Genomic DNA, 12,180 nt, shown 5'->3' on the forward strand with positions numbered 1-12,180 from the left:
GCAGCAACGCGGCGCGGCGACCGGCGACCGGCGGGCGGGGGCGGACCCGGGTGCCGTGCCGGCCGGCGGTCGCGACCAGGCCACGTTGGCGCAGTTCCTGGTACGCCTTCGCGACTGTGGCCGGGCTGACGTCCAGCTCGGCGGCGAGCGCGCGGACGGCGGGCAGGGCGTCGCCGGGGGCGAGATCGCCGGTGCGGATGCCGGATTCGACGCTTGCCGAAATCGCGGCGGAGGTGGAACCGGCGATCTGATAATGTGCTGCCACAGTTCGGAGATTGTACTAGAACAAAGGTGGGATGTCACGTGTACGCCCCGACCGAACGCACCACCGCCACCCGCACCCGCGACCGGATGCACTACGACCGGGCCACCGCGCACGCGCTGCTCGACGAGGCGTACCACTGCGCGCTGGCGTTCACCGTGGACGGCGAGCCGCGCATCCTGCCGACCCTGCACGTGCGCATCGGAGACACGCTCTACCTGCACGGGTCCACCGGCAGCCGGCCGCTGCTCGCCGCCCGGGGCGAGGCCGGGCTGCCGGTCTGCGTCGCCGTCACCCACCTCGACGGGCTGATCTACGCCCGCTCCCAGTTCCACCACAGCGCCAACTACCGGTCGGTCGTGGCGCACGGCACCGCCCGCCTGGTCGACGACGCCGGCGAGAAGGCGGCGGTGCTGACCGCGCTGGTGGAGAAGGTGGCCGCCGGCCGGTCCGCCGACAGCCGCCCGCCGAACCGGCGCGAACTGGCCGAGACCGCCGTGCTGGCGCTGCCGCTGCGCGAGGTGTCGGTACGGATGCGCACCGGCGGCGTCAACGACGAGCCGGCCGACGAGGCGCTGCCGTACTGGGCCGGTGTGGTTCCGCTGCGGCTCACGCCGGGCCGCCCCGAACCCACGCCCGGCGTGATCGCGCCGGTGCCGGCGTACCTGCGTGCGGCCCGCTCGTCGTGGCACGAGCCGGCGGTGCTGCGCGGCGAACACGTGGTGCTGGAGCCGCTCGACCTCGCCCACGCCGACGAGCTGTACGCCGCCACCGCCGACCCGGAGGTGTGGCGGCACCTGGGCGGTACGCAGCCCGCCGACGCCGCCGGGATGCGCCAGGTGGTCGCCGCCTACCTGGACGCGCAGGAACGCGGCGAGCAGGTGTGCTGGACCCAGCGCTGCGCCGTCACCGGTGCGGTGATCGGTACGACCTCCTACTACGAGATCGACCCGGTCCGCCGGTCGGTGGCGATCGGTTACACCTGGCTGGGCCGCCCCTGGTGGCGTACCGGCGTCAACACTGAGGCGAAGCTCCTGCTGCTGGGCCGGGCCTTCGACGACCTGGACGCGGTCCGGGTGGTCTGGCACACCGACATCCGCAACGAACGCTCGCAGCGGGCCATCGAACGGCTCGGCGCGAGCCGGGAGGGCGTGCTGCGCCGGCACAAGCAGCGCGCCGACGGCTCCTGGCGGGACACCGTCCAGTACTCGATGCTCGCGCAGGAGTGGCCGACGGCACAGGTCAGCCTGCGGGAAAGGCTTCGCCCGACGGCACCCGCGGCGTCATGATGTCCGGCGTGCTGGGGATCACCGACATCTGGACGTACGTGCTGGGCACCGTGGCGATCGTGCTGCTGCCCGGCCCCAATTCGCTCTTCGTGCTGGCCACCGCCGCCCGCCGGGGCGTGGCCACCGGTTACCGGGCCGCCGCCGGGGTGTTCGTCGGCGACGCGGTGCTGATGGTGCTCTCCGCCGCCGGGGTGGCCTCGCTGCTCCAGGCGTATCCGCCGCTCTACCTGGTGATCAAGTACGCCGGCGCGGCGTACCTCGGATATCTGGGGCTGGCCATGCTGCGCGGCGCGTGGCGGCGCTGGCGCGACCGCAACGACCCGGCCACGCCGCGCCTGATCGACGAGGTGGAGCCGGCGGAACAGCGGGAGCCGTTCCGCCGGGCGCTGGTGATCAGCCTGCTCAACCCGAAGGCGATCCTGTTCTTCGTCTCGTTCTTCATCCAGTTCGTCGACCCCGGGTACGCGTGGCCCGCGCTGTCGTTCCTGCTGCTCGGGCTGATCGCACAGGTCGCGAGCGCGCTCTACCTGACCGTGCTGATCTTCACCGGCACGTACCTGGCGGCCCAGTTCCGGCAGCGCCGGCGGCTCGCCGCGAGCGGCACGACTGCCGTCGCGGTGCTGTTCCTCGGCTTCAGCCTCAAGCTCGCCGCCGGCTGAGGCGTAAGGAAGGGCCCCTTCTTAACGCCTCCGGTAGAGGAAGGGCCCCTTCTTAACAACGCACACGCACGCGCACACGCTCACGTGCCGTCGCCGCCTCCGCCACCACCGCCGATGCCCGCGCCGCCGGCCGTACCCCCGAGGCCGTAACCCGGCGCGACCGGACGGTCCGGCGGGCGGCTGACGTGCGCCGACTCGCGGATCGTGGCCGACCAGTCGGCGTGCGCGGCGGCGGCCGCGTGCCTGTGGATGGCGTGCCGCAGCCAGCCGTCCACAGTGGCCACCCAGTCGCGCTTGTCGGCACCGGCGTGCCAGACCCGGAACCGGCTGATGCTCTGGTGGGTGATCCCGGCCAGGGAGAGCCGCCGGTCCAGCCAGAGCAGCACCTCCACGCCGGCCGAGTCGGTCAGCATGATCATTTCGAGTTCGGTCATCGGGCCGGCGTAGAGCGGGGCGGCCCAGAAGCCGTACCACTGCTGGAACGGCAGCGTCTGCTCCACCCCCGGCAGCCGTCCCTCGCGCAGCCCGGCCTGGCGGATCGCGAAGCCGAGCGTGTCCAGCGCGGCGAGCACGTGCTCCTGGGAGGGCAGCGGGTGGATCAGCACCGGCACCATCGCGCCCTGGTCCACCTCCGGGTCCACCGACACCTCGGTACGCAGCCCGGTACGCAGGCTCAGCAGCGGTACCCCGCCGTACGTGGTCACCGGCGACTCCCACGGCAGCGGCACGGCGAACTCGACGGCCCGCCGCCGTCCGGCCGGCACCACGAACCGGCCCGCGATCGTCCACGTCTGGAACTGCACCAGGCGGCGCGGCGCCTCCGGGTCCTCCGGTTCGACCTGGGTGACCAGGCCGAGCCGGATGTGCCGGACCGGTACGTCCGACCCGCCGGCGGCGAGCGTCACCCGGCCCGGCAGGCGCAGGCCCGGCCGGGTGCTCGGGTTGGGCAGCGTGGTGCTCACCGAGAGCCCGGTCCAGGCGGAGTCCCGCGACACGCCGGTCAACCGCATGCCGGGGCTTTCCCGCTGCCCGCCCGGCCATGCCCCGCCGGGACGGACGCCGGCCGCCGGCAACGGACGCGGGCCGGCGAAGCCGACGCCGGGAAGCGGAACGGACGCCGGCCCGGCGAAGTGGTTGTCCCACCTCGCCGGGCCGGTACGGATCACGACGGTCAGCGCATCCGGCGGCCTCGCGGCACCGGGTCGGTCTCGTCGTCGAACTCGCCGATGACCTCCTCCAGGAGGTCCTCCAGCGCGACGAACCCGATCGGCCGGGTCGGCCCGCCACCGTTGCTCACCAGCGCGAGCTGCGCCTGCCGCGCCCGCATGGCGGCCACCGCCTCGGTCACCGACGCCTCGGCCGGCAGCGTGAAGGCGCTGGTCATCAGCTCCTCCGCGGTCGCCGGGCGGCCGGTGGTGACGGCGCGCACCGCCTCGCGTACGTGCACGAGGCCGCACACCTCACCACCGGTGTCGACCACGGCGAGCCGGGACCGGCCGCTGTCGCGGGAGACGTGCTCGATCCGCTCGGCGGTCTCGCTCCGGCCCACCGTGACGATCTGGTCGAACGGCTCCATGACCTGGGCGACTGTGGTGCCCTGGAGTTCCAGCATGCTGGTCAGCAGCTGGTGCTGCTCGGCGCCGAGCAGCCCGTGCTCCCGGGACTGCTCCAGCAGGATGCGCAGCTCGTCCGGGCCGTGCACCTGGGCGAGCTGGTCCTGCTGCTGCACCCCGAACAGGCGCAGCATCGCGTTCGCGAGCCCGTTGAGTAGGGACAGTACCGGCCGGGCGATCCGGGCGAACGCCCGGAACGGCAACGCCAGCAGCATTGCGGAACGCTCCGCGTCGGTGATCGCCCACGACTTCGGGGCCATCTCGCCGACCACCAGGTGCAGGAACGTCACGAGCGACAGCGCGAACACCAGCGCCACCACGTGGCTGACCGCCTCGGGCAGGCCGACCGCGTGCAGCAGCGGGCTGAGCAGGTGCTCGATGGCCGGTTCGGCCAGCGCGCCCAGACCCAGCGTGCACAGCGTGATGCCGAGCTGCGCGCCGGCCAGCATCAGGCTCAGCTCGCGGACGCCGTCCAGCGCCGCGCGGGCCGCCCGGCCGCCACCGGCCGCCGCCTGCTCCAGCCGGTACCGCTTGGACGCGACGAGCGCGAACTCGGCGGCCACGAAGAACCCGTTGAGCGCCAGCAGCACCACGGAGGAGAACAACGCGAATCCGGGGCTCATGCGGAACCCTCCCCGGACACGGAGGCGGCGGGCCGCAGCCGCACCGAGTCGGCCACGTGCCGGTCCACCGCCAGCACCTCGACGAGCACCCGCGGGCCGCCGGCCGGCTCGTCGCCGTCAGTGGCGACCGGGATCTCCAGCCGGTCACCGACCTCGGGCACCCGGCCCAGCTCCCGCATCACCAGACCGGAGAGCGTGTCGTACTCGGGCGCCTCGGGCAGTTCGATGCCGGTGCTGTCGGCGACCTCGTCGATGCGCCAGCGCGCCGGGACCACCCAGGAGCCGTCCTCCTGCCGGGCCGCGGCCCGGTCCGGCGGGTCGTCCTCGTCGCGGATCGGCCCGACCAGTTCCTCGGCCAGGTCCTCCAGCGTGATCACGCCGGCGAAGCCGCCGTACTCGTCGACCACGCAGGCGAGCTGCCGGTGCCCGGACCGCAGGCGGTCCAGCACCGTCGGCAGCGGCAGCGTCTCGGGCACCAGCAACGGGGGTACGGCCACCGCGTCGACCCGGGTGGTCGCGCGCTGCGCCGGGGGCACCCCGAGCACGTCGGCGATGCCGACCACGCCGACCAGGTCGTCGACGCCCTCGGCGCCGCTCACCGGGAAGCGGGAGTGGCCGGTGTCGAGCAGCTCGACGATCCGGCTGACCGGCTCGTCGGCCCGGATGGTGTGCACGTCGACGCGCGGCACCATCGCCTCCCCGGCGGTCAGCTCCCGGAAGTCCAGACCCCGGTCCAGCAGGTCGGACATCTCGGCGTCGAGGTGTCCCTCCTCCCGGGACTCGGCGATGATCTGTTCCAGGTCCTGCGGGGTGGCGCCGCTGGGCAGCTCCTCGATCGGCTCGATGCCGATGCGGCGGAGCAGCCGTACGGCGGCCCGGTCGAACAGCGTGATCAGCGGACCGGCGATCTTCAGGTAGATCAGGGTGGACCGGGACAGCGCCCGGGCGAGCGGTTCGGCCCGCGCGATGGCCAGGTTCTTCGGGGCCAGCTCGCCGAGGACCATCTGCACCACTGTGGCGATGATCAGGGCGAGGGCCACCGACAGCGGCAGCGACACCGAGCTGGACAGCCCGGCCACGCCGAGCAGGTCGGCCAGCCCGGCACCCAGGTACGGCTCGGCGACGTAACCGACGAGCAGGGCGGTCACTGTGATGCCGAGCTGCGCGCCGGACAGCATGAAGGAGAGCCGCCCGGTCACCTCCAGGGCCCGGGCCGCGGCACGGTCGCCACCGTCGGCGAGCTGCTTGAGCTTGCCCCGGTCCACGGCGACGTAACCGAACTCCTGGGCCACGAAGTAACCGGTGGCGGCGGTGAGGACGGTGATGAGAAGGAGACCGACGAGGATCAACACGGGAGGTTCAGTGCTCCCGGGGTCGTCGGGGAGGGAATTCGCCGGGTATTACCCGGCCGGCTACTGCTGCCCTCCGGGGCAGGAGAGTCGATCATGCGGCCCATTTTATCGGTACCCGCTGGACGTTCGCTGAGGGTGCCGGGAAGCCTCCCGCACGTCCGGTTCAGCGTCCGGCCAGCTCGTCGGCGTCCAGCAGCGTCCGGTCGACCCGCCCGGAACGGTACGCGGCCCGGCCGATCATCTGCGCGGCCACCGGCGCGGTGGAGAGCTGGAAGATCGCCACCAGGACGAGCATGCCCAGATCCGAGGGGGTACGCAGACGCAGCGCCAGCCCGGCCAGCAGCAGCAGGACGCCCAGCACCTGCGGCTTGGTGGCCGCGTGCATCCGGTCCAGCACGTCCGGGAAGCGCACCAGCCCGATGCCGGCGACCAGGGCCAGCACCGCCCCGACCAGCAGCAGAACCCCGCCCGCCCAGTCCGCCACGGCGCTCATGCCGAGCCTCCTTCCGTTCGCGACTGCGGGGCTCGCAGAACCGGCTCACTCCTCGCGCTCATGCTTCAGCCCGGACCGCGAAGCGCACCAGCGACACCGAACCGATGAAGCCGAGCAGCGAGAGCACCACCAGCACGGGCAGCGTGGTGGCGTGCCGGTTCACGGCGGCCTCCGCCCCCACCGCGGCGAGCATCGCCGACAGCAGCAGGTCGGCGCCGACGACCCGGTCGAGCAGGGACGGGCCCCGGTAGATCCGGGCCAGGGCGAGCAGCGCGGTGGCCGAGAGCAGCACGGTCAACGCGACGGCGAGCAGGACTGTCACTGATGGTTCCTCCGTTCGGCGGGTTCGAGGTCGAGCCGGCGTACCTCGTCGGGAGATCCGATGGCGCGGACGATGCGCCGTTCGACGGCGAGCACGCGCTCGCGGCTGCCGGTGATGTCCTCGGGTCCGCGCACGTCGAGCACGTGCACGTAGAGCACGCCCTCCGCCCGGTCGACGTCGAGGATCAGCGTGCCCGGCACCAGCGAGATCACCTCGGCGGTGAGCGCCAGGTTGAGATCGGTACGTACGCGCAGCGGCACCGCGATGATCGCGCCGCGCGGGCGGTAGCCGAAGCGCAGCGCCACGGCTGCCACGTGCACGCTGGCGCTGACCAGCTCCGCGACGAACGTCGCAGCGAACACCAGCAGCGCGCGGGGGCGTACCCGGCCACCGAACGTGACCGGCGGCAGCGGGAAGAACAGCAGCACCGCCACACCGATCACCAGGCCGGCGACCAGGTTGCCCCAGGACACGTCGCCCCACAGCAGCATCCAGGCGACGACCAGCCAGCCGAGCGCGACCGCCTGGTCCCGCCGCCGCCCGCCCCGCCCGACGGTCGGCACCGGCGCGTCCGGGGCGGGCACCGCACGGGGTACGCCGGCGGGCTCACCGGTCGCGCCTCCGCCCGGGGGCAGGTCGTCGGTCACGGCACGTCCCGGGGCAGGACCGCCCGCACGTACGGGGTGCGCTCGCGCAGGTCGGTGGCCGCGTCGGCGGTGACCTGGAACAGCGGCCCGGCTGCCAGCGTGAACAGCACACCGAGCGCGACCAGGGCGGTGGTGGCCCCGACCATCAGTCCGGGCAGCCGGGCCGGCGGGGTGGTGGTGGCCAGCCGGGGCTCCCGCCAGAACGCGATGTTCCACACCCGGGAGGCCGCGTAGAGCGTGAGCAGGCTGGTCAGCGTGCCGGCCGCGACCAGCACGGCGGGCAGCGTCCCGCCTGCGGCCACGCCGGCCTGGAGCAGGCCGAGCTTGCCGAGGAAGCCGGAGAACGGCGGGATGCCCGCGAGGTTCATCGCGGGGACGAAGAAGAGCACGCCGAGCATCGGGGCGATCCGCGCCAGGCCGCCGATCCGGCGCAGGTCGGTGCTGCCGGCGCGTTCCTCGACCAGGCCGGCGACCAGGAACAGCGTGGTCTGGATGGTGATGTGGTGCACCACGTAGAAGATCGCCCCGGACAGGCCGGCGACGCTGCTCAGCGCCACCCCGAAGATCATGTAGCCGATGTGGCTGACGAGCGTGAAGGACAGCAGCCGCTTCAGGTCCGACTGGGCCACCGCGCCGAGGATGCCGACCACCATGGTCAGCCCGGCCACCACCATCAGCAGCGTGGCGACCTGGCCGCCGGGGAACAGCAGCGTCTCCGTGCGGATGATCGCGTACACGCCGACCTTGGTGAGCAGGCCGGCGAAGACCGCCGTCACCGGGGCGGGCGCGGTCGGGTAGCTGTCCGGCAGCCACGCCGACAGCGGGAACACGGCCGCCTTGATCCCGAACGCGAGCAGCAGCGTCAGTTGCAGGGTCAGGCGTACGCCGGACGGCAGCGCGTCCAGCCGGCCGGCGAGCTGCGCCATGTTCAGCGTGCCGGTGGCCGCATACACCAGCCCCACCGCGGACAGGAACAGCAGCGACGACAGGATGCTGACCACCACGTACGTCGATCCGGTCCGCAACCGCACCTCGGTGCCGCCCAGCGTGATCAGCACGAAGCTCGCGGCCAGCAGGATCTCGAAGCCGACGAACAGGTTGAACAGGTCCCCGGCCAGGAAGGCGTTCGTCACGCCCGCGGTGAGCACCAGGTACGTGGGGTGGTAGATGTTCACCGGCGCGGTCTCCCCGGTCTCCCCCCGGCCCTGGCCGATCGAGTAGAGCAGGACGCACAGCGTCACCGCCGAGGAGACGAGCACCATCAGCGCCGCCAGCTGGTCGGCGACCAGCACGATGCCCACCGGCGCCGGCCAGCCGCCCACCTGCACCACCACCGGCCCGAACCGGTACGCCTGCACCAGCAGCACCGCCGCCACCACCAGGACGCTGGACAGGCAGAGGACGCTTATCGACCGCTGCAGGCGGGGCCGGCCGGACAGCACGAGGGTGAGCGCCGCGCCGAGCAGCGGCACCACCACCGGCAGCGGCACCAGGGCGCTCATTGGGCTTCCCCGTCCCGGCGCAACCGCCGGCGGGCCGGCTCCGGGTCCACCTGCTCCGGGTCGTCGTCCGGGCCCTCACCGCCGAGGTCCGCGGTGGACACCTCGTTGCTCTCGGCGAGCCGGACGATCTGCCGGTCCTCCAGGTCGTCCTGCACCTCGTCGTCGCCGCTGGTGTACCAGCTCCGGTACGCGACAGCGAGCAGGAACGCGGTCAGCCCGAACGTGATCACCACTGCGGTGAGCACCATGGCCTGCGGCAGCGCGTCGCTCATCTCCCGCTGCGGGGCGGTACCGACCAGCGGAGCGGCGCCGGACCGCCCGCCCAGCAGGATGAGCAGGTTCACGCCGTTGCCGAGCAGGATGATGCCGAGCAGGATCCGGGTCAGGCTGCGTTCCAGCAGCAGCGTGACACCGGCGGCGACGAGCACCCCGACCGCCAGCACCAGCACCAGCGTCGGCCCGGCCGCCCCGCGCGTCATGACTGGCCCTCGCGCTGGATGACCAGGCCGCGCCCCGCCTCGCCCGCCGCCTCCACGTGCCGGTCCACCTCGGCGCCCAGGCTGCGCAGGATGTCCAGCACCAGCCCGACCACCACCAGGTAGACGCCGATGTCGAAGAACAGCGACGTGACCAGGTAGAAGTCACCGACCAGCGGCAGCCACAGGTTGACCTTGATGCTCTGGAGCACCTCACCGGTGAGCGCCAGGCCGAGCACGCCGCTGCCGACCGAGATGCCCAGGCCCGCGCCGAGCACCGTGCCGGCCCCGACCGGCGCCGCCTCGGCCAGCTCGTACCGGCCGCCGGCCAGGTACCGCAGGGCCAGCGCGAGGCCGGCCACGAGCCCGCCGGCGAAGCCGCCACCGGGGGCGTTGTGCCCGGAGAAGAGCAGGAACAGCGAGAAGATCAGGACGGTGTGGAAGATCAGCCGGGTGACCACCTCGAACACGATCGACCGCCGCCGTTCCGGCAGCGTCTGCCCACCGCGCAGCCACACCGTGCGCCGGTCGCCGGCGCGCAGTGCGGCCGGTGGGGGACGGCGGGGACGCGGCCCGGTGCGGGACCGCTCGTAGATCAGGCTGGCCACGCCGGTCGCGGTGACCACGAGCACCGAGATCTCCCCCATCGTGTCCCAGGCCCGGATGTCGACGAGCGTCACGTTCACGACGTTGCGGCCGTACCCCTCGATCAGGGCCAGGTCCGGGAAGTCGGCGGAGATCGACGGCGCCCGCCGTGCCCCGGCCGCGGCCAGCGCCAGACCGGCCATCACCACACCGGTGGCGATCCCGATGCCGCGCCGGACCCAGCGGCTGCGGCGCAGCGGCCGCGCCGAGAACCGCTCCGGCAGCCGCCGCAGCACCAGCACGAACACGGCGATCGTCGCGGTCTCCACCAGGAACTGGGTCAGTGCCACGTCCGGCGCGCCGTAGAGGACGAACATCATCGCGGTGCCGTAGCCGGTCACGCCGACGAGCAGCATCGCGGTGAGCCGGCGGCGCGCGCCGACCGCGAGCAGCGCGGCGACCGCGATCACCACGCAGACCACGAGCTGGGCCGGGTTGTCCCAGGGCGCCAGGTCGACCCGCCACGGCATGGTGGCGATCATCGCCCCGCCCGGCACGAACACCAGCACGAGCAGCACCGTGCCGAGGTACTGCGGCAGCGAGCCGCGCTGGGTGGCGCCGGTGACCTCGATGGCGAGCCGGTCGAAGGCGTGCGTCACCCACTCGTACCCCTGGTTGCCGCCCACCGGCGAGCGCAGCCGGGCCAGCGCGGGCGCCAGCGGGCCGCGGACCAGGTGCAGCACCACACCGCCGGCCAGCACGAGGGCGGACAGGCCGAGCGCCGCCGTGGGTCCGTGCCAGAGCGCCAGGTGCTCCTCGACCGGTCCGAACAGCTCGGCGTACGGCTCGAACAGGCCGCTCAGCCACCCGGCCGCCGGACCGGCGGCGAGCCCGGCCACGGCGAGCAGCGCCGGGGGTACGAGCATCGCGGCGGGTGGGCGGGCCAGCTCGGTGTCCGGCGTGCCGGGCCGGGTGCCGAACGCGCCCCAGAGGAACCGGATGCTGTACGCGACGGTGAGCGCGCTGCCCACCACCAGCACGGTCAGCACCAGCGGATCACCGGTGAACGCGGCGAGCGCCGCCTCCTTCCCGACGAACCCGAGCAGCGGCGGCACCCCGGCCATCGAGGCGGCGGCCAGCGTGGCGACGACGGCCAGCACCGGCGCGGTCCGCCTGACCCCGGACAGCTCCCGCAGGTCACGGGTGCCGGCCTCGTGGTCGAGGATGCCGACGACCAGGAACAGTGCCGCCTTGAACAGGGCGTGTGCCGCCAGCATCGCCACCCCGGCGAGCGCCGCCTTCGGGGTGCCCGCGCCGAACACCACTGTGAGCAGGCCGAGCTGGCTGACCGTCCCGTACGCCAGCAGCAGCTTCAGGTCGGTCTGCCGCAGCGCCGCCCAGCCGCCGATGACGAGCGTGACCAGTCCGGCGACCACTGTGACCGGCCGCCACCCGTCGACCGGGGCGAGCACCGGGCCGAGCAGTCCGATGAGGAAGATGCCGGCCTTCACCATCGCCGCCGCGTGCAGGTACGCGCTCACCGGAGTCGGGGCGGCCATCGCCACCGGCAGCCAGGCGTTGAACGGGAACACCGCGGCCTTCGCCAGCGCCCCGGCGAGGATCAGCAGCACGGCGACGACCAGGTACCCGCCGCCAGGCAGCGGTGTCGCCGCCACTGCCGACCACCGGTAGCCCCCGGCGTGGTGGCCGAGCAGCAGGAACCCGACGAGCATCGCCAGCCCGCCCAGCGTCGTCACTGTCAGCGCCTGCGCGGCGGCCCACCGGCTGGACCGGCGCTCGGTGCTGTGCCCGATGAGCAGGTACGAGAAGACGGTGGTCAGTTCCCAGAACACGTAGAGCAGCAGCAGGTCGTCGGAGACGACGAGGCCGAGCATCGCCCCGGCGAAGGCGACCATGACGGCGGCGAAGCGGGCCAGCCCGGTGGACCCGGGCGGGAAGTAGCGGGCGGAGTAGACCAGCACCAGCGCTCCGACGCCGCCGACGAGCAGCAGCATCAGCCAGGACAGCGTCGTGACGCGCAGCGCCACGTCGAGCTGGAGCTGCGAGATCCAGGGGTACGTCTCGACCACCGCGCCGCCGTCGCGTACCGCCCCTGTGTGCGCCGCCGCCCAGACCGCTGTGGCGGCCGGGGCGAGCGCCAGCATCAGGCAGGCGCGCGGACCCCACCGGCGGACCAGCAGCGGGGCGAGCAGCGCCGCCACCAGGTGCACGATCAGCAGGACGAGCACGCGTACTCCCGGTCGAGGTGACAGCGCGCGAACACGCTGGTGTCACAACCGATCACACGCCACAGAGGCACCGAACCGGGCGGTTTTCCCCAAAACCCACCCTTACCT

12 protein-coding genes are annotated in these 12,180 nt (G+C 73.3%); 2 read left to right on the forward strand and 10 right to left on the reverse strand.

The genetic code is table 11. The annotated features are described in order from the left end of the window. Positions 1 to 265: GntR family transcriptional regulator (locus ABD52_RS33050; RefSeq protein ID WP_047894320.1), on the reverse strand; the 265-nt coding region annotated here is incomplete at its 3' end. A gap of 38 nt (positions 266 to 303) precedes the next feature. Between ABD52_RS33050 and ABD52_RS33055 the strand changes: the two genes are divergently transcribed. Further along, positions 304 to 1,551 carry a bifunctional pyridoxamine 5'-phosphate oxidase family protein/GNAT family N-acetyltransferase gene (locus tag ABD52_RS33055; protein ID WP_047894321.1) on the forward strand — a complete coding sequence of 416 codons (1,248 nt, stop codon included), beginning with the start codon at positions 304 to 306 and terminating at the stop codon, positions 1,549 to 1,551. Continuing rightward, a complete protein-coding gene (leuE, locus tag ABD52_RS33060; protein ID WP_013284720.1) occupies positions 1,548 to 2,210 on the forward strand; it encodes a leucine efflux protein LeuE in 663 nt (220 codons plus the stop codon). Before ABD52_RS33055 ends, leuE begins: the two co-directional genes overlap by 4 nt. An 80-nt stretch (positions 2,211 to 2,290) precedes the next feature. Here the strand turns inward: leuE and ABD52_RS33065 are convergent, their stop codons facing one another. From ABD52_RS33065 to ABD52_RS33105, 9 genes are all read right to left on the reverse strand, one after another. Continuing rightward, positions 2,291 to 3,220 carry a sporulation protein gene (locus ABD52_RS33065; protein WP_047894327.1) on the reverse strand — a complete coding sequence of 310 codons (930 nt, stop codon included), beginning with the start codon at positions 3,218 to 3,220 and terminating at the stop codon, positions 2,291 to 2,293. A 161-nt stretch (positions 3,221 to 3,381) separates the two neighbouring features. After that, positions 3,382 to 4,446: a hemolysin family protein gene (locus ABD52_RS33070; RefSeq protein ID WP_013284718.1), complete on the reverse strand. Its 1,065-nt coding sequence runs from the start codon at positions 4,444 to 4,446 to the stop codon at positions 3,382 to 3,384. After that, complete coding sequence (locus ABD52_RS33075; RefSeq protein WP_013284717.1) at positions 4,443 to 5,798, reverse strand: hemolysin family protein; 1,356 nt, start codon at positions 5,796 to 5,798, stop codon at positions 4,443 to 4,445. Before ABD52_RS33075 ends, ABD52_RS33070 begins: the two co-directional genes overlap by 4 nt. A 163-nt stretch (positions 5,799 to 5,961) precedes the next feature. Beyond that, positions 5,962 to 6,291 carry a monovalent cation/H(+) antiporter subunit G gene (gene mnhG, locus ABD52_RS33080; protein ID WP_047894322.1) on the reverse strand — a complete coding sequence of 110 codons (330 nt, stop codon included), beginning with the start codon at positions 6,289 to 6,291 and terminating at the stop codon, positions 5,962 to 5,964. Positions 6,292 to 6,349: 58 nt separating this feature from the next. Then, complete coding sequence (locus ABD52_RS33085; protein WP_013284715.1) at positions 6,350 to 6,613, reverse strand: monovalent cation/H+ antiporter complex subunit F; 264 nt, start codon at positions 6,611 to 6,613, stop codon at positions 6,350 to 6,352. Beyond that, the gene (locus tag ABD52_RS33090; protein ID WP_047894323.1) at positions 6,610 to 7,260 is read right to left on the reverse strand and encodes a Na+/H+ antiporter subunit E; all 651 of its coding nucleotides are present in this window, start codon (positions 7,258 to 7,260) and stop codon (positions 6,610 to 6,612) included. The genes ABD52_RS33085 and ABD52_RS33090 overlap by 4 nt, the downstream gene beginning before the upstream one ends. Further along, positions 7,257 to 8,762 (reverse strand): Na+/H+ antiporter subunit D, encoded by a 1,506-nt coding sequence (locus ABD52_RS33095; RefSeq protein ID WP_047894324.1) that lies wholly within the window; start codon positions 8,760 to 8,762, stop codon positions 7,257 to 7,259. The genes ABD52_RS33090 and ABD52_RS33095 overlap by 4 nt, the downstream gene beginning before the upstream one ends. Next, complete coding sequence (locus tag ABD52_RS33100) at positions 8,759 to 9,241, reverse strand: Na(+)/H(+) antiporter subunit C (RefSeq protein WP_047894325.1); 483 nt, start codon at positions 9,239 to 9,241, stop codon at positions 8,759 to 8,761. The genes ABD52_RS33095 and ABD52_RS33100 overlap by 4 nt, the downstream gene beginning before the upstream one ends. Beyond that, positions 9,238 to 12,072: a Na+/H+ antiporter subunit A gene (locus tag ABD52_RS33105; protein ID WP_047894326.1), complete on the reverse strand. Its 2,835-nt coding sequence runs from the start codon at positions 12,070 to 12,072 to the stop codon at positions 9,238 to 9,240. The genes ABD52_RS33100 and ABD52_RS33105 overlap by 4 nt, the downstream gene beginning before the upstream one ends. Between the last annotated feature and the right edge of the window lie 108 nt (positions 12,073 to 12,180).

Origin of the sequence: Micromonospora sp. RV43 (assembly GCF_001029515.1) — a bacterium.
Taxonomy (GTDB): Bacteria; Actinomycetota; Actinomycetes; order Mycobacteriales; family Micromonosporaceae; genus Micromonospora; species Micromonospora aurantiaca.

Excerpts from the sequence above, each read along its gene's own strand:
- leuE (WP_013284720.1), top strand. The coding sequence starts at position 1,548 with ATGATGTCCGGCGTGCTGGGGATCACCGACATCTGGACGTACGTGCTG.
- ABD52_RS33065 (WP_047894327.1), bottom strand. The coding sequence starts at position 3,220 with ATGCGGTTGACCGGCGTGTCGCGGGACTCCGCCTGGACCGGGCTCTCG.
- ABD52_RS33070 (WP_013284718.1), bottom strand. The coding sequence starts at position 4,446 with ATGAGCCCCGGATTCGCGTTGTTCTCCTCCGTGGTGCTGCTGGCGCTC.
- mnhG (WP_047894322.1), bottom strand. The coding sequence starts at position 6,291 with ATGAGCGCCGTGGCGGACTGGGCGGGCGGGGTTCTGCTGCTGGTCGGG.
- ABD52_RS33095 (WP_047894324.1), bottom strand. The coding sequence starts at position 8,762 with ATGAGCGCCCTGGTGCCGCTGCCGGTGGTGGTGCCGCTGCTCGGCGCG.
- ABD52_RS33100 (WP_047894325.1), bottom strand. The coding sequence starts at position 9,241 with ATGACGCGCGGGGCGGCCGGGCCGACGCTGGTGCTGGTGCTGGCGGTC.